Origin of the sequence: Actinocorallia libanotica, from assembly GCF_039525175.1 — a bacterium.
In the GTDB taxonomy this organism is placed as follows: Bacteria; Actinomycetota; Actinomycetes; order Streptosporangiales; family Streptosporangiaceae; genus Actinocorallia; species Actinocorallia libanotica.
This window is the reverse complement of sequence record NZ_BAAAHH010000035.1, coordinates 61693-82362: the sequence shown is the minus strand read 5'-3', so window position 1 is coordinate 82362 and position 20670 is coordinate 61693. Positions and strand designations below refer to the sequence as shown.

Below are 20670 nucleotides of genomic sequence, written 5' to 3'. Positions count from 1 at the left end.
CGCCCCGGGCCGGCCGGGCGCTGGCGGGGGCGCTGGAGGCCGCCGACTGCGGCTCCGGCGTGGTCGCCGTGGTGCCCGCCGCCGGTCCCGAGCGGCTGGACCTGCTGCGCGAGACCGCCGCCGCGGTGCTGGCGGGCAAGGAGGTGACGCGCTGCGTGATCGTCCAGGAGGGTCCGGGGTCCGCCGGGTTCGGCAAGACCCTGCACCTGGAGGCCCCCTGGGTCGCCACGGCCGTCATCACGGCCGACCCGGCGCAGGACGGGCAGATCGCGCGGATCGTCGCCGAGGCCGTGGCGACCGACGGGTTCCGCGAGGCCGCCTACGCCGCCGACGGCACCCGCACCGAGCCCGTCCTCCAGCAGGTCGCGCTCGCCGGAACGGACCTGCCGGTCGGCTCCGAGGACGTCATGCTGGTGGCGGGCGGCGGCAAGGGCATCACCGCCGAGTGCGCGCTGGAGCTGGCCCGCGAGAGCGGCACCGCCCTCGCTCTGCTCGGCCGCTCCGACCCCGCCTCCGACGACGAGCTCGCCGCCAACCTGGCCCGCATGACGGCCGCCGGGGTGACCGCGCGCTACTTCCGCGTCGACGTCACCGACCGCGCCGCCGTCGCCGCGACCGTCCAGGAGATCGGCGAGTCCCTCGGCAAGGTCACCGCCGTGCTGTACGGGGCGGGCGGCAACGTGCCGAAGCTGCTGGAGGAGCTCACCGACGACGACTACCGGCGGACCATCGATCCGAAGGTCACCGGCCTGGAAGCCGTCCTGAACTCCGTCGACCACGACGCGCTCAAGCTGCTCGTCACCTTCGGCAGCATCACCGGCCGCGCCGGTCTGCGCGGCGAGGCGCACTACGCCGTCGCCAACGAGTGGCAGAGCGACCTCGTCCAGGAGCTGGCGGCCCGCCTGCCGCACACCCGCTGCCGCGCCGTGGAGTGGTCGCTGTGGTCGGGCGTCGGCATGGGCGAGCGGCTCGGCTCGGTGGAGAACCTCTCGCGCGTCGGCGTCCACACCATCACCCCCGACCAGGGCGTACGCATGCTGCGCGGCCTGGTCGCCGACCCGGACGCGCCGGTCGTCTCCGTCGTCACCGGCCGGTTCGGGCAGATGCCGACCGTGCGGTTCGGCTCCGACGAGCTGCCGCTGCTGCGCTTCCTGGAGCAGCCGCGGGTGTTCTACCCCGGCATCGAGCTGGTCGCCGACTCCGAGCTCAGCTGGGCCAACGACCCCTACCTCGCCGAGCACGTCTTCAGCGGCGGCACCAACGCGGTGCTTCCGGGCACCGTGGGCATCGAGGCGATGACGCAGGCCGCGGTCGGCGTCCTGGGCACCGACGCCGTCCCGGTCCTGGAGGACGTCGAGTTCCTGCGCGCCGTGGTCCTCGGCGAGGACGAGAAGGTCACGCTGCGGGTCGCCGCCCTGGTCACCGCGCCCGGCCGCGTCACCACGGTCGTGCGCTCCAGCGCCACCCGCTTCCAGCTCGACCACTACCGGGCCGTGTGCGACTTCAACGGCACCGGGCTGCGGCCGCTCGGGTTCGCCGACCCGGCCGACGCCGACCTCCCGGCGATGGCGTTCGAACCGGCCACCGACCTGTACGGGCCGATGCTCTTCCACGGGCCGCGGTTCAAGCTGGTGCAGAGCGTGCACCGCACCGGCGCGCAGCTCGCGACGAGCCGGCTGCTGCCCGGCACCGGCGCCCCGTGGTTCGGCCGCTACCTGCCGTCCACGCTGCTGCTGGGCGACCCGGCGGCGCGCGACGCCTACATGCAGCCGATCCAGACGTGCGGCCCGACCGTCCTGGCGATCCCCGCGGGGATCAGGCGGCTGGTGCCCGGCCCGGCGACCGGCTCCGCCCCGGCCACCGTCCACGTGCGGCACCGGTTCGACGACGAGGAATGGGACGTGGAGGTCACCGGCCGCGACGGCCGGGTCATCGAGACCTGGGAGGGCTTCACCACCCAGCTCGTCAGCAAGTACGAGGTCCCCGCGGTGTGGGTGCCGATGCTGCTCGGCTCCTACCTGGAGCAGGCGCTCATCGACCAGGGCCTGGCCGGCCGGATCATGCTCGACCGCGACCCCGAGGGGATCGAGCGGCGCGCGGCCAGCGAGCTGATGCTCAAGCGGCTGCTGGGCGCGGGCACCGGCGTCTCCTGGCGGCCCGACGGCAGGCCCGAGGTGGACTCCGGCCGGACGGTCTCGGTGTCGCACCGGGCCGGGATCACCGTCGCGGCGGCCGTCCCGGGCGTCGACCTGGAGCTCGTCGAGAGCCGGGACTGGGCGAGCCTGCTCGGCCCCGACCGGCTCGCCCTCGCCGAGACGATCGCCGAGGAGGCCGACGAGAGCCTCGACACCGCCGCCACCCGCGTGTGGTCGGCCGGGGAGTGCGTGGTCAAGGCCGGGCTGCCGGTGGAGACCCCGGTCGTCTTCGACTCGGTGCACGAGGGCGGCTGGGCCGGGCTGCGCTGCGGCGAGCAGCGCGTCCTCACCTTCGCCACCCGGCTGCGGGACGTCGCCGAGCCCGTCGTGCTGGCCGTCCTCACCTCCGAGGGCCCGGCCGAAGGGCAGACCCGCTGATGGGCGACGCCTACGAGTACCGGCACATCGTCACCATCGAGGACACCGACCTCCTCGGCAACGTCAACTACGTCAACTACATCCGGTGGCAGGGCCGCGCCCGCGAGCTGTTCCTGCGGGACTACACGCCCGACGTGGTCGCCGGGTTCGCCGGCGGGGTGCGGCTGCTGACCGTCAGCTGCCACTGCGACTACCTGCGCGAGCTGCGGGTGTTCGACGAGGTCGTGGTGCGGATGCGCCAGGGCGAGCTGGGCCAGACCCAGTCGGTGATGACCTTCGAGTACTGGCGGCAGCTCCCCGGCGGCGGCGAGGAGCTCGTCGCCACCGGGGAGCAGCGGATCGCCTGCGTCACCACCGACGCCAACGGCCATCTCGTCCCCGCCCGCTTCCCCGAGTCGATGCGGCGCGTCCTTTCCCAGGTCCAGAGCCGTTAGGAGAGACCATGACGGAACGCAAGGAAGAGGCGGTCGCGGCCACCGCCCGCTGGACGGCGGCCGTGCGGGCGCACGAGTCCGGGCTGCCGGACGCGCTGTTCACCGACCCGTACGCCGCCGACCTGGCCGGTGAGGATGGCTTCCGGCTCCTGGAGCGCTACGGCAACCCGGGTGTCAAGGAGTTCATCGCGATCCGCACCCGCTACCTCGACGAGGCGGTGGCCGGGGCGTCCGGCCAGGTCGTCCTGCTGGCGGCCGGACTCGACACCCGCACGGCGCGGATGCCGTGGCGGCCCGGCACGGCCGTCTACGAGGTGGACCGGCCCGCGCTGCTGGAGGCCAAGGAGAAGGAGCTGGCCGGGCTCGGCGCCCGGCACGGCTGCGAGCGCGCGTCCGTCCCGGCGGACCTGACCGGCGACTGGCCGTCCGCGCTGCGGGCGGCCGGGTGGAACCCCGGCGCGTCCACGCTGTGGATCGCCGAGGGGCTGCTGTTCTACCTGCCGGAGGCCGAAGCCCGCGCCCTGGTGGGCAGGGTGGCCGAGCTCGCCGCGCCGGGCGACGTCCTGGCCGGGGACCTGCTGAGCCACCAGTCGATGGTCAGCGAGTTCTCCCGCGAGGGGCTGCGCAAACTCACCGAGGACGGCTGCCCCTGGCTGTTCGGCACCGACCGGCCGGAGGACTTCCTGGCCGAGTGCGGCTGGACTCCCGTCGAGGTGAAGTGCCCCGGCGAGCCCGGCGCGTCCTTCGGGCGCTGGCCGTGGGAGCCCCTCCCCCGCGAGGTGGAGGGGTTCCCGCGCAACTTCCTGTTCACCGCACGGCGGTGAAGACGCCCATCTGGGTGGGCGGGCCGACCTCCGGGTCGTCCTCGCCCACCGGCTCGTAGCGGACCTGGTAGCCGTACCGGGCGCAGACCTCCTCGGCCCACTCGCGGAACTGCGCCCGGGTCCACTCGAAGCGGTGGTCGGCGTGCCGCATCCCCGTCAGGCCCTCGTAGCGCACGTTGTGCTCCACGTTGGGCGTGGTCACCACGACCGTGCGGGGCCTGGCGTGGCCGAAGACCACGCGGGCCAGCGCGGGCAGGCGGGGGAGGTCGACGTGCTCGATGACCTCCATCAGCACGGCGGCGTCGTAGCCGCGGAACCTGTCGTCCAGGTAGGTCAGCGCGCCCTGGAACAGCTCCAGGCGCGCGGCCTGCGCGGACGGCATGCGGTCGACCTTCAGCCTGCGCCGGGCGATGGTGACGGCCGTGTGCGAGACGTCCACACCGGCGACGCGGGCGAAGGACGGGTCGCGCAGCAGGCGGGCGAGCAGCTTGCCCTGGCCGCAGCCCAGGTCCAGGACCGAGCGCGCCTCCTCCTTCTTCAGCACCGCGGTGACGGCCTCCAGCCGCCGCTCGTTCAGCGGGACCCTGCGCTCGTGCTCCTCTTCCGTCCGGTTCACCTCGGGCAGTTCGAGCGCGTCCTCGGGCAGTCCCTCGGCGTCGGCCAGCCGGCCGAGGGCGGCGCGCACCAGCCCGTGCCGGTTGCCCAGGTAGCGGCGGGTGATCCCGGCCCGCTCGGGGTGGTCGGCCAGCCAGCCGGAACCCGCGCGGATCAGCTTGTCGACCTCGTCGGGGGCGAGCCAGTAGTGCTTGGCCTGGTCGAGCACCGGCAGCAGCACGTACACCTGGTTGAGCGCGTCGGCGAGCCGCGCCGTCCCGCGCAGGGTCAGCGTGACGTACCGGGAGTCGCCCCACTGGGGGAAGCGCTCGTCCAGCGGCACGGCCTCGGCGGCGACCTCCCAGCCGAGCGGCTCGAACAGCCGCCTGGCGTAGGCGGCACCGCCCCGGCAGGGCAGCGCGGGCAGCGACAGCTCCAGCGGGACGCCCCCGTCGGCGAGGTCCTGGCGGGAGGGGCAGCGCCCGCGCATCGCGGTGCGGAACACCGCGTTCATCGCCGACGCCAGCAGTGAGGACGCCGCGTACGGGCGGTCGTTGACGTACTGGCTCAGGGAGAAGTCCGGGCTGTTCCTGCCGCGGCTGCGCTGGAGGCCGATCGGATCGACCTCCAGCAGCAGCGCGGCGGTGCAGCGCGCCGGAGACGCCTCGGGATAGAACACGTGCGCGGTGCCGAAGGACTGCTCGAACACCTGCACCCGGTCGGGATGCTTGTGCAGCAGGAAGCCCAGGTCCGTCGCGGGAACGCTCTCGTCCGAAGTCATCGTGATCGTCAGCAGCACTCCGCCAGTCTCCCCCGAATCAGAGAAATGCACGATTCGTTATTCATCTCGGGGTTCCTGGCGAGTAACAACACACACGAGAATGCCGCCTGTGATCTCCAGAAGCACAGCCGCCGCCCTCGTCGCCGTCCTGGGCCTGCCCCTGCTCAGCGTGGCGGGGTCCTCGGCCGCCGCTCCCGGCCCCTGCGGGAGCGTGTCGACGCGCCCGTGGTGCGACCGCGACCTGCCGCCGGACCGGCGCGCCGGGCTGCTGGTGAAGGCGCTGACCCTGGACGAGAAGCTCGACCTGATGGCCGGGGACGACGCCCTGGGGCCGCTGTCGACGGAGAAGAACCCCGACTCCCACGAGGGCACCGTCCGGGGCGTCCCCCGGCTCGGCGTCCCGACCGTGCTCATGGCCGGAGGCGGGCCCGCCGGGATCCGGCAGGGCCCGGGCACCGCGATGCCCGCCCCGATCGCGCTCGGCGCGGGCTTCTCCGCCGCCGACGCCGCACGGTACGGCCGGCTCGTCGGCGACGAGGGCAAACGCCGGGGCAATGACATCGTCCTCGGCCCCGCCCTGGACATCCTGCGCCTCCCCACCGCCGGACGGGGGTACGAGTCCTACGGCGAGGACCCGTACCTGACCGGAAGCCTCGGCGCCTCCTGGATCAGGGCGGCGCAGAAGCAGGGCGTCATGTCGATGGTCAAGCACTACCCGGCCAACAACCAGGAGACCGACCGCTACCAGGTGAACGCGGTCATCGACTCCCGGACGATGCGCGAGATCTACCTGCCGCCGTTCGAGGCGGCGGTCCGCGGCGGCCGCGCCGCCGCCGTCATGTGCGGCTACAACCGGGTGAACGGCAAGCCGTCCTGCTCCAGCGGCACGTTCCTGGGCGGCGTCCTGCGTGGCTCGTGGGGCTTCCAGGGGTTCGTCGCCTCCGACTGGCTGGTCGGCGCGAAGAACACCGCGGGTTCCGTGCACGCCGGAATGGACGTGGAGATGCCCGTCGGCCTCGTCTACGGCAAGAACCGGCTCAACGAGGCGCTGCGCGAGAAGAAGATCACCCGGAAGCAGATCGACAAGCGGGTGCGCGCCTACCTGCGCACCCTCTTCGCCCACGGCGCGTTCGACCGCGCCCGGTACCGCGACCGGCCGCAGACCATCGACGTCGCGGCCAACAACCGGACCGCGCAGGCCGTCGCCGAGAACGGCATCACCCTGCTGCGCAACAACGGCGTCCTGCCGCTCAAGGGCGGGGCGAGCGTCGCCGTCATCGGATCGTCGGCCGACGACTACATCAGCGGCGAGGGCTCTTCCAAGGTCACCCCGCGCAACCCCATCACCGCGCTGGAGGGCATCCGCGCCCGCGCGGGCGGCTCCGTCACCTACACCGACGGCTCCAGCCTCGCCGCGGCCTCCACCGCCGCCCGCCGCGCCGACGTGGCGGTCGTGGTGGTCTCGGACGCGCGGGAGGAGGCCGAGGACCTCAAGTGCCTCTCCCTCAAGTGCGGCGCGCCCGACCGCGAGGACCAGGACGCCCTGATCCGCAGGGTCGCCGCCGCCAACCGCAACACCGTCGTCGTCATGCAGACCGGCGGACCCGTCCTCACCCCGTGGCGGAACAGGACCGCGGGCCTGGTGCAGGCCTGGTACCCCGGCGAGCGCGGCGGCACGGCCATCGCGCGCGTCCTGTACGGCGACGCCGAGCCCGGCGGGCGCCTGCCCGTCACCTTCCCCCTCACCGGCGTGAAGACGGCCAAGGGCGGCACCGTCCGCTACACCGAGCGCCTCCAGGTCGGCTACCGCCGCTACAACGCCCGCAAGCTCCCGGTCGCCTACCCGTTCGGGCACGGGCTCTCCTACACGAAGTTCAAGTACAGCGGGCTGAAGGTGTCGGGCAACCGCGTTCAGGTGACCGTGACGAACACCGGGGGCCGCGTCGGTTCGGCCGTTCCGCAGCTGTACCTCACCTTCCCGCGCGGCGCCGGTGAGCCTCCGCGCCAGCTGAAGGGCTTCAAGAAGGTGAAGCTGCAGCCCGGCCGCTCCAAGCGGGTCACCTTCGTGCTCGACAAGCGCTCCTTCTCCGTCTGGAAGAACGGCTGGAAGACCGTCCGCGGCTGCCACACCGTCGAGGTCGGCGCCTCCAGCAGGCAGTTGCCCCTGTCCGCCAAGGCGTGCCGCTGATACGTCCGGTGCGGAACGCACAGCCCACCCGTGCATCACCCATCGCGAAAGGTGACGACTCACAACTAGGAGTATCCACAGATTTCCTGAATTCTCGTTCCCAGCGGGCGAGCGAGAGGGAAACGTGGACGGCTACGAGTTCTACTGCCAGATGGACCCGGTCTTCTACGACCGGCTCACCTCTGCGGCGCTCCGGGGCTCGGACTACGCCAGGACGACCGGCCCCGCGCCGGACGGCTGGCTGCGCCACACCACCGACACCTGGGTCTACTACGCGCCCGCCGCCGCCGACCTCCCGCCGGCCCAGGGCTGGAAGATCCACGTCTCGGCGCGGCAGGAGGACGCGGTCCGCGCGCTGGACCTCGTCTGGGACCACTGCGTCGCACGGCGGATCGCCTTCAAGCACCTGCGCGGCGCCCCCGCCCTGCTCGCGCAGAACTCCAAGACCGCCGACCGCGCCTCCAGCGGGAAGTTCATCACCGTCTACCCGCGGGACGAGGCCGAGCTCGAAGTCGCCCTGAAGGAGCTCGACGAGCTGCTCGACGGGATCGAGGGGCCCTACGTCCTCAGCGACCTGCGCTACGGGACGGGCCCGCTCCACGTCAGGTACGGGGCCTTCGCCGAGCGCCGCTGCCTGGACGAGCGCGGCGAACGCGTCCTGGCCCTGGAGAACGGCGAAGGGGAACTCGTCCCCGACGTGCGGGGCGTGGCCTTCTCCGTCCCGCCGTGGATCCGCCTGCCCGCGTTCCTCGAACCCCACCTGGAAGCCCGCAACGCCGTCACCGTCACCGGCCTCCCCTACGAGATCGAGAACGTCGTCCAGTTCTCCAACGGCGGCGGCGTCTACTTCGGCCACGACCGCGACGGGCGGCGCGTCATCCTCAAGGAGGCACGCCCCCACGCCGGTCTCGACGCCATGGGCAGGGACGCGGTCGCCCGCTCCCGGCACGAGCGCGACGTCCTGCGCCGCCTCGCCGGACTGGAGGCGGTCCCGGAGCTGGTCGACCACTTCGTCCTCGGCGGGCACGAGTTCCTCGTCACCGAGTTCATCGACGGCGAGCCGCTCCAGCGCATGCTGGTGAACCGCTACCCGCTGTCCACCGCCCGCCCCGAGCCCGCGGCCCTGGCCGAGTACACCGCCTGGGCGTGCGAGATCCTGCCGAAGGTCGAACAGGCGGTGGCCGCCCTGCACGCACGCGGCGTGGTCTTCGGCGACCTGCACCCGGAGAACGTCCTGGTGACCGCCGAGGGCCGGCCGGTCCTGATCGACTTCGAGGTCGCCTCCCTCGCCGCCGACGACGCCCGCCCCGCGCTGGCCCACCCCGCCTTCCTCGCCCCGGCCGACCGGAGCGGCGTCGAGGCCGACCGCTACGCCCTGGCCTGCCTGGTCCTGGGGCTGTTCGCCCCGCAGGTGACGATCTCCCTCCCGCTGGACCCGGGCAAGGCCGCGCGGCTGGCCGCGCTGATCATCGAGACCTTCCCCGTCCCGCCCCGCCTCATCGAGGACGCCCTGGAGGTCCTGACCGCAACGTCCGGTCGCGACGCCCTCCGCGCGGCGGCGCCCACCGCCCTGGACCGGGTGGCGCGGGAGGGCGCCGCGGCGTGGCCGGAGCTGCGCGGCGAACTGCACCGCGCGATCCTGGCCTCGGCCACCCCCGAACGCGACGACCGGCTGTTCCCCGGCGACGTCGCCCAGTTCCGGGGCGGCGGCGCGGTGAACATCGCCACCGGCGCGGCGGGCGTCCTGCTGGCCCTGTACGAGACCGGCGCGGGCCGGTTCCCCCGGTACGAGGACTGGCTGCTGGAGCGCGCGCTGCGGCCCGGCATCGGGCCGGGCCTGTACGACGGGGTGATCGGCGTCGCCCACGTGCTGGACCGCCTCGGCCGCCGGGACGACGCGCTGGAGCTGGCCGCCCGCTGCCTGGAAGGGGACTGCCGGGACCTGGGCCTGAGCCTGTACTCGGGCCTGTCCGGGCTGGCGCTGGGCCTGCTCGGGCTCGGGCTCACCGACCCGGCCCGCGAACTCGTCCGCGCCTGCGCCGAGCGGATCGGCGGACCCGCCGACGTCCCCGAAATCAGCGGCGGCGAACACCCCAGGGCCGGGCTGATGCACGGCTCCTCCGGAGTGGCGCTGCTGTTCCTGCACGCCTACGAACTCGACGGCGACACCGCGCTGCTGGACCTGGCCCGCGACGCCCTCGCCCAGGACCTGCGGCGCTGCAGGCGCGGCCCGGACGGGTCGCTGCAGGTCGACCAGGGCTGGCGCCGCCTGCCCTACCTGGAGGAGGGGTCGGCGGGCATCGTCCCCGTCCTGTCCCGCTACCTGGCGCACCGCGACGATCCGGAACTCGCCGAGTCCCTCGCCGGGCTGCGCGCCGTCGCCGGGGCGCGGTTCTTCGTCCAGCCCGGCCTGTTCAACGGCCGCGCCGGCCTCATCGCCGCGCTGCCCCCCGGCGACCCCGACCTGCCGGACCTCGTCGCCGGACTGCGCTGGCACGCGCTGGTCCACGACGGCGCGACCGCCTTCCCCGGCGACCGGCTCCTGCGGTTGTCGATGGACTTCGCGACCGGCACGGCCGGGGTCCTGTTCGCCCTGGGCCACGCGCTCGGCGCGGCACCCTGCTTCCTCCCCCTGACGCAGCCGCCCGGTACCGCGGACCGGAAGCACCCAGCGGCTCCCCCCTTCGACCCCCCGACAGGAGGCGCGGCATGACCCTCGAACGCGGCTGAACGGCCGAGACCCCCCATCCCGATGCAGAGAACACAGAAAAGGAAAAGACACATGACGCTGCTCGACCTGCAGACCCTGGAGACCCCCGGCGGCGGCGGCCACGGCGGTGGCGGCAGCACGCTCACCGTCCTGGGCTGCGCCTCGGCCAAGCCCAGCAACCTGAGCCTGCTGCTCTGCCACTGACCGACCGAGGCCGGACACGTGCCCCCCTGATGTCCGGCCGCTGAACCGGCGGTACAGGTGAGACGGCTCCGGGCGATGCCTTCGGGCACCGCCCGGAGCCCCTCTGTGCGCGCCGGAACCGAACACGAGAACCGGAGGTCGCGATGCGGTGGCGGCTCGCGTTCTTCGCGGTGGCCGGAGCCTCGCTGCAGCTCGCCCTGCCGGCCGTCCTGGGCGCGGCCTTCGACCGGACGCTCGCCGGGGATCCCGGGCTCCTGCCGGTCTGCGCGCTGCTCGTCGCCGCGGCGGTGGCCTGCGACGGCCTGGAGACCTGGGCGGCGGGCGCCACCGGCGCGATGACCTCGGCCCGGCTGCGCGAGCGGGTCGTACGGCGGGTCCTGGCGGCGGGGCCCGCGCTGCTGTGGCGGTTCCCCGCCGGAGAGCTGGCCACGCGGGCCGGGCTCAACGCCGAGGACGCCGGCCAGGCGCCCCAGGCCCGGATCGCCGTGCTCGCCTCGCTCGTCCCGACCGCGGGCGGGCTGGCGGCGCTGGTCCTCATCGACCCCCGGCTCGCGCTCGTCCTCGTCGCGGCGCTGGTCCTCATCGGCCTGGTGCTGCGCGCCTTCTACCGCGACTCCGGCGTCCTCGCCGAGCGCTACCAGCGCACCCAGGGCGAGCTCGCCTCCCGGCTGATCGACGCCCTGGCCGGGGCCCGGACGATCGCCGCGGCCGCCGCGGCGGACACCGAGACCGCCCGGGTCCTGGCGCCCCTGCCCCTCCTGCGCGCCCACGGCATGCGGCTGTGGCGCGCCAACGCCCGCGCCGGGGTCCAGGCCGGGCTGGTCGTCCCGCTCCTGGAGGTGGCGGTGCTGGCCGCGGGCGGGCTGCGCCTGGCCGCCGGGGAGCTGAGCGTCGGCGACCTGTACGCCGCGGTCCGCTACGCGGTCCTGGGCGCCGGCCTGAGCTCGGCGCTCGGCCAGATCGGCGCCCTCGCCCGGTCCCGCGCCGCCCGCGCCCGGATCCAGGAGGTGCTGGACCAGGCGCCGCCCCCGCACGGCGACCGGGAGCTCCCCGACGGGCCCGGCGCCCTGGAGCTGGACGGCCTGGCCCTGCCCGGCGGCGCCCTGGTCGCGGTCGTCGGCCGGTCCGGTTCGGGCAAGTCGCGGCTCGCCGCCTCGGTCGCCGGGCTCGCGCCCCCCGCCTTCCCCGTGCTCCTGGACGGCGTCCCGGTGCCGGACCTGTCCCGCGCCGCGCTGCGCCGCGCCGTCTCGGTGGCCTTCGACCGGCCCGTCCTGGTCGGCGCGACCCTGGGCGAGGCGATCACCCTGGGCGGGCCGCGCGCCGACCCGGTGCCCGCCGCGATGGCGGCCGAGGCCGACGTCTTCCTGCGCGCCCTCCCCCGGGGGTACGCCACCCCGCCCGAGCGCGCCCCGCTGTCCGGCGGCGAGCGCCAGCGGGTGGGGCTGGCCCGCGCGCTGGCCCGCCCCTGCCGGGTCCTGGTCCTGGACGACGCGGCCTCCTCGCTCGACCCGCTCACCCGCAACCGGGTCATGGCCGCCGTGGCCGCCCTGCCCGCGACCCGGCTGGTCGTCACCCACCGGGCCGCCACCGCCGCCTCGGCCGACCTCGTCCTGTGGCTGGAGGACGGCCGGATCCGCGGCCGCGGCGCGCACGCCGACCTGTGGCGGGACCCCGGCTACCGAAAGGTCTTCCAGTGAGGCGACGGCCCCTGCCCGTGATCGTCTGGCTGGCGCTGCGGCGGGAGCCCGGACGGCTGAGGCGCATCCTCGCCTGGTCGGTGCTGGAGAGCGCCCCCGCCCTCCTCCTGGGTTACGCCGTCGCCCAGGCCGTCGACCGGTTCGCCGGGGGGCGGCCCGCCGAGGGCCTCGTCTGGCTGGCGCTGCTCGGAGCGGTCTGGGCGGCGGCGGCGGTCGCGGCGGGACGGGTCGTGCTGGCGGTGGCCGAGGTCGTCGAGCCGTTCCGGGACCGGCTGCTGGCCCAGGTCGTCCGGCACGGGCTGACCGGGCGGCGGGCCGCCGACGCGTCGGCCTCCCGCGCCAACCAGCAGGTCGAGCTGGCCCGCGACTCCCTGGCCTCGGTCATCACGGTCCTGCGCTCCTTCGTCTTCACCGTGCTGAGCGTGGTCCTGGGACTGCTGGCCCTGATGCCGCAGATCGCGCTGCTGGTGCTGCCGCCGTTCCTGCTCGGCCTGTGCTGCTTCCTGTGCTCGCTGCCCGCCCTGGCCCGCCGCCAGCGAGCCTTCCTGCGCGCCGACGAGCGGGCCACCGGCGCGGTCGCCGAGCTGGCCGGCGGGTTGCGCGACATCACCGCCTGCGGGGCCGAGGAGCAGCTGGCCGCGCACGTCTGCGGGATCGTGGACGAGCAGGCCCGCGCGGGCCGCGCCCTGGCCCGGGTGACCGCGCTGCGGACCGTCGCCCTGGCGCTCGGCGGGCTGCTGCCCGCCCTGATCCTGCTGGCGGGCACACCCTGGCTGCTCGACCGCGGCGCGAGCGCGGGCGCGGTCGTCGGGGCGCTGGCCTACGTCACCCAGTCGCTGGCCCCGGCGCTCGGCGGGCTGGTCGAGGGCCTGGGAATGAGCGGGGTCAGGCTCGCGGCGACCCTGGACCTGCTGCTCCCGCCTCCCCCTCGGCCGCGGAAGCGGCTGCCTCCGCGCCCCCGGTCCCCTCAGGTCGAGCTGCGCCGTGTCTCCTTCGCCTACGGCCCGCACGCCGCGCCCGTGCTGCGCGGGCTGTCGCTGACCCTCGACGGCGACGACCACCTGGCGGTCGTCGGGCCGAGCGGCATCGGCAAGTCGACGCTGGCGGGGCTGATCTGCGGGCTGCTCACCCCCAGCACGGGCGAGGTCCTGGTCCGGGGCGTCCCCGCGCCGCTGCTCGACCCCGCCGCACGCACGCTGCTCCCGCAGGAGGCCTACGTCTTCCGCGGCACGCTCCGGGAGAACCTGTCCTTCCACTCCCCCTCCGCCTCCGACACCGAGCTCTGGCGGGCCGCCGGCGCGGTGGGGCTCACCGGGCTCGCCGAACGGCTCGGCGGGCTGTCCGCCGAGGTCGACCCCGCCCTCCTGTCGGCGGGCGAACGCCAGCTCGTCGCGCTCACCCGCGCCTACCTGGCCCCGCCCGGACCGACCGTGCTGGACGAGGCGACCTGCCACCTGGACCCCGCGGCCGAGGCCCGCGCGGAGCGGGCCTTCATGGCGCGCGGCGGCGTCCTCCTCGTCGTCGCCCACCGCGCCTCCTCGGCCAGGCGTGCCGGGAGGGTGCTGTTCATGGACGGGCGCACGGCCGTGCTCGGCCGGCACACCGAACTCCTGCGCTCGCTCCCGCACTACGCCGAGCTCTTCGGTTCCGAACCGCCGGTGGATCCGGCGGGACTGGTGAAAGGAAAGGCATGACGCGTGTGACCGCCTACCCGCGCGCGGAGCGCACCGACCTGGTGGAGGTCCTGCACGGGCGTCCCGTGGCCGACCCCTACCGCTGGCTGGAGGACGCCGCCGGAGAGGCGACCGTCCGGTGGTCCGCCGAGCAGGACGCGCTGTGGCGCGCCCACGCCGCGGGGCTCCCCGGCCGGGAGTCCCTGCGGCGGCGCGCCCTGGCCCTGGCCGACGCCGGGACGGTCACCGCCCCGGTCCGGCGGGCCGGGCGGGAGTTCGTGCTGCGCCGCCCGCCCGGACAGGCCCATCCCGTCCTCCACGCCGACGGGAGGGCCCTGGTCGACCCCGCCCTGCTGGATCCGGACGGGACGACCGTCCTGGACTCCTGGGACCCCTCCCCCGGCGGGACCCGCGTCGCCGTCCAGCTGTCCCGGGGCGGGACCGAGGTCGGCGCCCTCCACGTGCTGGACGTCGAGACCGGCGGCGCGCTCGGCGCGCCCGTGCCGGGATGCCGCCACGCGCCCGTCGCCTGGATCTCCGACGACGCCTTCTACTACGTGCGCGACCGCTGGATGCGGCTGCGCCGGGTCGGCGGCGAGGACGTCGCGGTCCTGGAGGTGCGCGGCGTCCCCGGCCTCGGGATCAGCCACGACGGGAACTGGCTGGTGATCTCCTCGGCCGGACCCGAGGGCACGGGGCTGCGGCTGGCCGACCTGCGGCACGGCTCCCCCGCCGCGCCGTCCCCCCGGCCCGTCCCCGGAGCCCTGGCCGCCGCCGTCGGCCGCGACGGACGCCTCTACCTGGCCGTCCCGGAGCCCGGCGGGCTCGCCCTCGCCGTCGCCGACCCGCGCAGGCCCCTGGACCGCCGGACGCTGCTGCCGCCCGACCCGGAGGCGCCGCTCGCCGACTTCACCGTCCTCGCCGAGACGCTGCTGGCCACCCGCCTCCGCGACGGGGCCTGCGAGCTCCTGCGGCACGACCGGGAGACCGGCGGGTACCTGGGCGCCGTCGCGCTGCCCGGCCGCGGCACCCTGGGGAGGCTCTCCGCCGAAGGCGACTCCGCCTGGTTCACCTACACCGACACCCTCACGCCCGCGCAGGTCTGGCGCTACGACGGCGGCGGGGAGGCCGCGGTCCTGTGGGAGGACGCGCCCGCCCGGGTCGGGCTCCCCGAGGTCCGCACCCACGTCCTCACCGCGACGTCCCCGGACGGGACTCCGGTGCGCGTCACCGTCCTGGCCCCGCCCGGCGCCGGGCCCCGTCCCCTGATCCTGCACGGCTACGGCGGGTTCGGCCTGCCGATGACGCCCTCCCACGCCCCCGACTCCCTGGCCTGGATCGAGGCGGGCGGGGCGCTGGCGATCGCCCACGTGCGCGGCGACGCGGGCAGGCACGCCCAGGGCGTGGGGGCGCACCGGCTGCGGGCGCTGGAGGACTTCCTGGCCGCCGCCCGGCTCCTCGTCGACGGCGGCTGGACCTCGCCCGACCGGCTCGGCCTGTGGGGTGAGTCCAACGGCGGCCTGCTGGCGGCCGCCGCCCTGACCCGCTGCCCCGAGCTCTTCGCCGCCGCGGTGTGCGTCGCCCCCCTGCTCGACATGGTCCGCTACGAACGCTTCGGCCTCGGCTCCTCCTGGACCGCCGAGTACGGCTCGGCCGCCGATCCCGCCGCCTTCCGCCACCTGCTGGCCTACTCCCCCTACCACCGGGTCCGCTCCGGGACGCGCTACCCCGCCGTCCTCCTCGCCTCCTTCGGCGGCGACACCCGGGTGGACCCCCTGCACGCGCGCAAGATGTGCGCCGCCCTCCAGGAGGCCACCTCCGGGGACGGCCCCGTCCTGCTGCGCCACGAGCCGGGGGTGGGCCACGGCGAACGGGCCGCGGACCGCGCCGCCGGGCTCGCCGCCGACCTGCTGGCCTTCCTCGCCGCCGGGACCGGCCTCAGCCCTTGAACCGCATCACGGGGCCGTGCCACAACCAGCCGCGCTCCCGGGCGATGGCGATCGCCTCCACCCGGGTGCGCGCTCCCGTCTTGCCGACGATCCTGGCCAGGTGGTTGCGCACCGTCCCCGGTGACAGGTGGAGCCGGCCGGCGATCTCGCCGACCGTCGCGCCCTCCGCCGCGACGTCGAGGACGTCCAGCTCCCTGGGGGTGAGCGGCGGGGGCGAGATGGCCAGCTCGGCGTACGCCAGGTCGGTGTCCACGACCCGCTCGCCGCGCGCGACGCGGCGGACGGCGTCGGCCAGCTGGACCGGTGAGCTGTCCTTGAGCACGAAGCCGAGGACTCCGGCGGCCACCGCGCGGCGCAGGTCCCCCGGCCTGCTCCGCGCGGCCAGCACGAGCACCGCGCACTCCGGCGCCGTCGCCCGCATCTCCCCGATCACGGTGAAGAGATCGAGGCCGGGCAGCTCGGAGTCGACCAGCGCGACGTCCGCCGCGCACTCCAGCGCCATCGGGGCGATCTTCCCGGCGTCGTCCGCCTCGCCGCCCAGGACGATGCCCGGCTCGCCGCCCAGCAGCGCGGCCAGCCCGCTGCGGAACAACCGCACCCGGTCGGCGATCAGCACCCGAATCACAGCCGCTCCCCCTGGCCCAGGCCGGAAATCGTTTCCCGCAACCGCGACTCAGCGTGAAGGAAAAACCACACCCGATCAAATAGGGCATTCGGCGCTTTTTATAACTAAATCCTCCAAAATCCCAAGCCGACCCTTCCTGACAAACCTAGAAGTAACCAGTCAGCTAGCAAGATTCCCTCGCGACGGCACGGGCACCGGCCGCCCCTCCCGCCCCCCGCCACCCGGGCTTCATAAGACATCAAGTACAAAACCCCAGTAGTCTGCTGAACCCTGCCAGTCTGGGGGCGACCCCCAGGCACCCGAGACGGGAGACGAACTGCTGATGCGCAAGTCACTGATCGGCGCCCTCGCCCTCGGCGTCGCCCTGCCGCTGGTCGCCGCGGCGCCCGCCCAGGCCGCCCCCGCCGTGCGCTTCTCCTTCGTGCAGTACGACGCCAAGGGCAAGGACACCCGCAAGAACGTCAACGGGGAGTACCTGGTCATCACCAACCGAGGGCGCAAGGCGGTGAGCCTGGCCGGCTGGACCGTCGGCCACACCCGGCAGCTCAAGGACTCCAAGTACATCTTCTACTTCCCGGCGCGCAACTTCACGGTCAGGCCCGGAGGCAAGGTCGTCATGCGCATGGGCGAGGGCAGGAAGACCAGGACCACCGTCTACCAGGGCATGCGCCGCCACCTGTGGCCCAACGTGAAGGGCGCGGCGTACCTGTTCGACAAGGCGAACAAGCGGATCGACTCCTGCGCCTGGAACGGCCGCAAGGGCTTCACCAAGTGCTGAGCCGCTGAACCGGAAAAAAAGGGGGGCGGGGCCGACCGGCCCCGCCCCCCTTTTCCCGTGTCCGTCAGCCCCTGACCAGGGAGGCCACGCACTCCACGTGGCTGGTGTTGGGGAACAGGTCGAACGCCCGGAGCGTCTCCAGCACCCAGCCGCGCGCCGAGAAGTACTTCAGGTCGCGGGCCAGCGTCGCCGGGTCGCAGGACACGTACGCGATCTTCCGGTTGGTGCGGCGGGCCACCTCGTCGACGACCTTCTCGCCCGCGCCCGTCCGGGGCGGGTCCAGCACCGTGATGTCGGCGCCGCGCACCCGGGAGCCGCCCCGGTGCCCGGCCGCCCCGCCGCGCTTGGCCTGCGTCCTGGCGGTGCTGCGCCCCTGGCTCTGGCCGAACTCCAGCGCCGCCAGCACCTCCTCGACCTTGCCCTGCTCGATGCTGACCTGGGGCAGGTCGCGGAGGTTGAACTTGGCGTCGCGCACCGCCTGGCCGCCGGTCTCGACACCGACCACCAGGCCGCCGCGGCCCACCCGCTCGCCCAGCACCCCGGCGAACAGGCCGACCCCGCAGTACAGGTCCAGGGCGATCTCCCCCTGCCGGGGCTGCAGCGCCTCCAGCACGGCCGCCACCAGCGTGTCGGCCGCCCCCGGGTGCACCTGCCAGAAGCCGCTGCCGGTGACCTGCCACAGGCGCCCTGCGGCCTCCTCGCGCACGAACGGCACGACCGGACGGCGCCCGCCCTCGCGCTGCGGCTGCGGCGGTCCCTTGCGCTCGGGCTTGACCAGCCGCACCGGCACGTCCAGCTGCGGGATCTGCACCGGCCTGCCGCGCCGCCCCTTGGGCTCGGAGACCACCACCAGGCGGTCGCCCGTGGCGGCGGAGGTGATGCCCTCCACCGAGGACGCGCCGGGCCAGCGGTGGCGCTCGATCCCGATCATCTCCACGCCGGGGTGGGCGATCAGGCACTCGTCCACGTACTCCAGGTCGTGCGAGCGGTGCTTGCGCAGCCCCACCGAGCCCTGGGGGTCGACGGCGAACTGCACGCGGGTGCGCCAGCCGAAGCCCGGCCCGGAGCTCAGCGGCTCGCCGTCCTCGGTGTAGACGGGCGGGACGGGCACCTCCTCCACGTGCACCGGGTGGTCGATCCCCGCCAGCCGCTTCAGCTGCTCGGCGATCACGTCGGCCTTCAGCGCCCGCTGCGCCGACGGCTTCGCGTGCTGCCAGTCGCAGCCCCCGCACCGGCCGGGACCGGCGAACGGGCAGGGCGCCTTCACCCGGTCGGGCGAGGCCTTGAGGATCTCCACCGCGTCCGCTCGCAGGTAGGTGCGGGTCTCCTCGGTCACCCGGGCCCGGACGAGCTCTCCCGGGAGGGCATGGCGCACGAACACGACCTGCCCCTCGTGCCGGGCCACGCAGAAGCCGCCGTGCCCGACGGGGCCGACTTCGAGTTCAAGGAGATCCGCATCAGTCACGTTCGGCGAGTTTAGTCTGCTCCGGCGGGTCGCCTCGCCGGACCGGGCCGGAGGCGAGGCGTTCGACGCGCGCCTTGCGGCGTGCGGAGGAGGCCAGCTGCCAGGGGACGCTGGTGACCATGACGCCGGGCTGGAAGAGCAGGCGGCCCTTCAGGCGCAGCGCGCTCTGGTTGTGCAGGACGTGCTCCCACCAGCGGCCCACCACGTACTCGGGGATGTAGACGGTCACCACGTCGCGCGGGGACTTGCGCCGGACGTTGCGCACGTAGTCCAGGACCGGGCGGGTGATCTCCCGGTAGGGCGAGTCGAGCACCTTGAGCGGGACCGGCAGGTCCAGCGCGTCCCACTCGTCCTGGAGCCGCGCCGCCTCCTGGGAGTCCACCGCGACCGTGACCGCCTCCAGGATGGAGGGGCGGGTGGCCCTGGCGTAGGCGACCGCCCGCAGCGTCGGCTTGTGGATCTTGGAGACCAGCACGATGGCGTGGTTGCGCGCGGGCAGCGCGTACTCCTCCTCGTCCGGCTCCAGCTCCACCGCGACCCGGTCGTAGTGCGTGCGGATCCCCCGCATCAGCAGGAACAGGACGGGCATCGCGATGCACACGATCCAGGCGCCGTGCGTGAACTTGGTGACCAGCACGATCACCAGCACGGTCCCGGTGATGATCAGGCCGATCGTGTTGATCAGCCGGGAGGTGCGCATCTGGCGGCGCTTCGCGGGGTCGTTCTCGGTGCGCAGCAGCCGGTTCCAGTGCCGGACCATGCCCGTCTGGCTCACCGTGAAGGACACGAAGACGCCGAGGATGTAGAGCTGGATCAGCTTGGTCACGTCCGCCTGGAAGACGTAGATCAGCAAGATCGCGGCGCCGGCCAGCATGAGGATGCCGTTGCTGAAGGCCAGCCGGTCGCCGCGGGTGTGCAGCTGCCGCGGCAGGTAGCGGTTCTGCGCCAGCACCGAGGCCAGGACGGGGAAGCCGTTGTAGGCGGTGTTGGCCGCCAGGATGAGGATCAGCGCCGTCATGACCGTCAGGAACGCGTACATCGGCGTGAAGTTGCTGAACACCGTCTCGGCGACCTGGGTGATCACCGTGTTCTGGCTCTTGGAGACGTCCTGGCCGGTCGCCGGGTCGATCAGGCGGCTGCCGTGCATGGGGTCGGCGGCCTTGGCGTGGGTGAGGTACGCCAGCGCGGTGACGCCGCCGAACATGGTGACCGCCACCAGGCCCAGCATCGCCAGCGTCTTGGCGGCGTTCTGCCCCTTGGGCTTCTTGAACGCCGGGACGCCGTTGCTGATCGCCTCGACGCCCGTGAGCGCCGCGCACCCGGAGGCGAAGGCCCGCAGCAGCAGGAACACCCCCGCCGCCCCGGCCACCCCGGTCGCGGTGCCCTGGACCTCCAGGCCGGCGGTCTCGGCGCGCAGCTCCGCGCCGGCGGCGAGCCGGGCGAAGCCCCAGATCATCATGGTGAAGACCGCGAACATGAACAGGTAGGTCGGGATCGCGAAGGCGATGCCCGACTCCTTGAGGCCGCGCAGGTTCAGCATGGTCAGCACGGCCACGATGAGGATCGCGAAGCCGACCTTGTGCTCGTGGATGAGGTGGGAGAAGGAGCCCAGGTTCTCCACCGCCGACGAGATCGACACCGCCACGGTGAGCACGTAGTCGACCAGCAGCGCGCTGGCCACCACCAGGCCCCAGTTGCCGCCCAGGTTGGTGGTGGCGACCTCGAAGTCGCCGCCGCCGCTCTGGTAGGCGCGGACGTTCTGCCGGTAGGAGGCGACCACCACCAGGAGGATCAGGATGACCGCGGCGCCCACCCAGGGGGTGAAGGCGTAGCCCGCCAGCCCGGCGATGCCAAGCGTGATCAGGATCTCCTGCGGCGCGTACGCCACCGAGGACAGCGCGTCACTGGCGAACACGGGGAGTGCGATGCGCTTGGGCAGGAGCTGCTCGTGGGCCTGGCCGCTGCGCAGCGCCCGTCCCAGCAGCAGGCGCTTGGCGACGTCGGGAACCTTCGACACGTAGAGAGACTCTAACCGGCGGCCGCATACGGTTTTCCGACGGACTCCCCCGGGACCCTCCGAAGCGGGCCCGCGGGCCGGTATCCGTGTCCGCGGCAGACCGGTCCTTGACCCGTTCAGGGGGATACTGTCGCGTACAGCCACCGACATCTTCACGA

At 74.2% G+C, this 20670-nt stretch carries 14 protein-coding genes; 10 read left to right on the top strand and 4 right to left on the bottom strand.

What is annotated here, in order from left to right:
* The 3 genes from ABD140_RS31740 to ABD140_RS31730 all read left to right on the top strand — a co-directional run.
* The coding region (locus ABD140_RS31740) for an SDR family NAD(P)-dependent oxidoreductase (RefSeq protein WP_344245096.1) at positions 1-2573 on the top strand (2573 nt) is incomplete at its 5' end.
* A complete protein-coding gene (locus tag ABD140_RS31735; protein ID WP_344245094.1) occupies positions 2573-3007 on the top strand; it encodes an acyl-CoA thioesterase in 435 nt (144 codons plus the stop codon). The genes ABD140_RS31740 and ABD140_RS31735, both read left to right, overlap by 1 nt.
* A gap of 8 nt (positions 3008-3015) precedes the next feature.
* A complete protein-coding gene (locus ABD140_RS31730; RefSeq protein WP_344245092.1) occupies positions 3016-3831 on the top strand; it encodes an SAM-dependent methyltransferase in 816 nt (271 codons plus the stop codon).
* Here ABD140_RS31730 and ABD140_RS31725 read toward each other — a convergent pair.
* Positions 3815-5224 (bottom strand): 3' terminal RNA ribose 2'-O-methyltransferase Hen1, encoded by a 1410-nt coding sequence (locus ABD140_RS31725; RefSeq protein WP_344245090.1) that lies wholly within the window; start codon positions 5222-5224, stop codon positions 3815-3817. The genes ABD140_RS31730 and ABD140_RS31725 overlap by 17 nt on opposite strands.
* A gap of 91 nt (positions 5225-5315) precedes the next feature.
* On the opposite strand from ABD140_RS31725, the gene ABD140_RS31720 reads away from it, so the two are divergent.
* The 6 genes from ABD140_RS31720 (at position 5316) to ABD140_RS31695 (ending at position 15627) form a co-directional block, all read left to right on the top strand.
* Positions 5316-7394 carry a beta-glucosidase family protein gene (locus tag ABD140_RS31720; RefSeq protein WP_344245088.1) on the top strand — a complete coding sequence of 693 codons (2079 nt, stop codon included), beginning with the start codon at positions 5316-5318 and terminating at the stop codon, positions 7392-7394.
* A 124-nt stretch (positions 7395-7518) separates the two neighbouring features.
* A complete protein-coding gene (lanKC, locus tag ABD140_RS31715) occupies positions 7519-10107 on the top strand; it encodes a class III lanthionine synthetase LanKC (RefSeq protein WP_344245086.1) in 2589 nt (862 codons plus the stop codon).
* Positions 10108-10176: 69 nt separating this feature from the next.
* Positions 10177-10308 carry a SapB/AmfS family lanthipeptide gene (locus ABD140_RS31710; RefSeq protein ID WP_344245084.1) on the top strand — a complete coding sequence of 44 codons (132 nt, stop codon included), beginning with the start codon at positions 10177-10179 and terminating at the stop codon, positions 10306-10308.
* Between the two features lie 143 nt (positions 10309-10451).
* The gene (locus ABD140_RS31705) at positions 10452-12005 is read left to right on the top strand and encodes an ABC transporter transmembrane domain-containing protein (RefSeq protein WP_344245083.1); all 1554 of its coding nucleotides are present in this window, start codon (positions 10452-10454) and stop codon (positions 12003-12005) included.
* Positions 12002-13699 (top strand): ATP-binding cassette domain-containing protein, encoded by a 1698-nt coding sequence (locus tag ABD140_RS31700; protein ID WP_344245082.1) that lies wholly within the window; start codon positions 12002-12004, stop codon positions 13697-13699. The genes ABD140_RS31705 and ABD140_RS31700 overlap by 4 nt, the downstream gene beginning before the upstream one ends.
* Positions 13696-15627 (top strand): prolyl oligopeptidase family serine peptidase, encoded by a 1932-nt coding sequence (locus ABD140_RS31695; protein WP_344245081.1) that lies wholly within the window; start codon positions 13696-13698, stop codon positions 15625-15627. The genes ABD140_RS31700 and ABD140_RS31695 overlap by 4 nt, the downstream gene beginning before the upstream one ends.
* On the opposite strand, the gene ABD140_RS31690 is transcribed toward ABD140_RS31695, so the two are convergent.
* The gene (locus tag ABD140_RS31690) at positions 15617-16252 is read right to left on the bottom strand and encodes a response regulator transcription factor (protein WP_344245079.1); all 636 of its coding nucleotides are present in this window, start codon (positions 16250-16252) and stop codon (positions 15617-15619) included. The genes ABD140_RS31695 and ABD140_RS31690 overlap by 11 nt on opposite strands.
* 322 nt (positions 16253-16574) lie before the next feature.
* Between ABD140_RS31690 and ABD140_RS31685 the strand changes: the two genes are divergently transcribed.
* Entirely contained in the window at positions 16575-17030 is a 456-nt protein-coding gene (locus tag ABD140_RS31685) for a lamin tail domain-containing protein (protein ID WP_344245077.1), read from the top strand.
* 64 nt (positions 17031-17094) lie between these two features.
* Here ABD140_RS31685 and ABD140_RS31680 read toward each other — a convergent pair whose 3' ends face one another.
* Together ABD140_RS31680 and ABD140_RS31675 are read right to left on the bottom strand one after the other, a co-directional pair.
* Positions 17095-18495: a class I SAM-dependent RNA methyltransferase gene (locus ABD140_RS31680; RefSeq protein WP_344245075.1), complete on the bottom strand. Its 1401-nt coding sequence runs from the start codon at positions 18493-18495 to the stop codon at positions 17095-17097.
* Positions 18488-20512 carry an APC family permease gene (locus ABD140_RS31675; RefSeq protein WP_344245073.1) on the bottom strand — a complete coding sequence of 675 codons (2025 nt, stop codon included), beginning with the start codon at positions 20510-20512 and terminating at the stop codon, positions 18488-18490. Before ABD140_RS31675 ends, ABD140_RS31680 begins: the two co-directional genes overlap by 8 nt.
* Positions 20513-20670: the final 158 nt, after the last annotated feature.

Bases quoted from the DNA above. Each gene is read 5' to 3' on its own strand.
- ABD140_RS31695 (WP_344245081.1), top strand. From the start codon at position 13,696: ATGACGCGTGTGACCGCCTACCCGCGCGCGGAGCGCACCGACCTGGTG.
- ABD140_RS31730 (WP_344245092.1), top strand. From the start codon at position 3,016: ATGACGGAACGCAAGGAAGAGGCGGTCGCGGCCACCGCCCGCTGGACG.
- ABD140_RS31705 (WP_344245083.1), top strand. From the start codon at position 10,452: ATGCGGTGGCGGCTCGCGTTCTTCGCGGTGGCCGGAGCCTCGCTGCAG.
- ABD140_RS31710 (WP_344245084.1), top strand. From the start codon at position 10,177: ATGACGCTGCTCGACCTGCAGACCCTGGAGACCCCCGGCGGCGGCGGC.
- ABD140_RS31735 (WP_344245094.1), top strand. From the start codon at position 2,573: ATGGGCGACGCCTACGAGTACCGGCACATCGTCACCATCGAGGACACC.
- ABD140_RS31685 (WP_344245077.1), top strand. From the start codon at position 16,575: ATGCGCAAGTCACTGATCGGCGCCCTCGCCCTCGGCGTCGCCCTGCCG.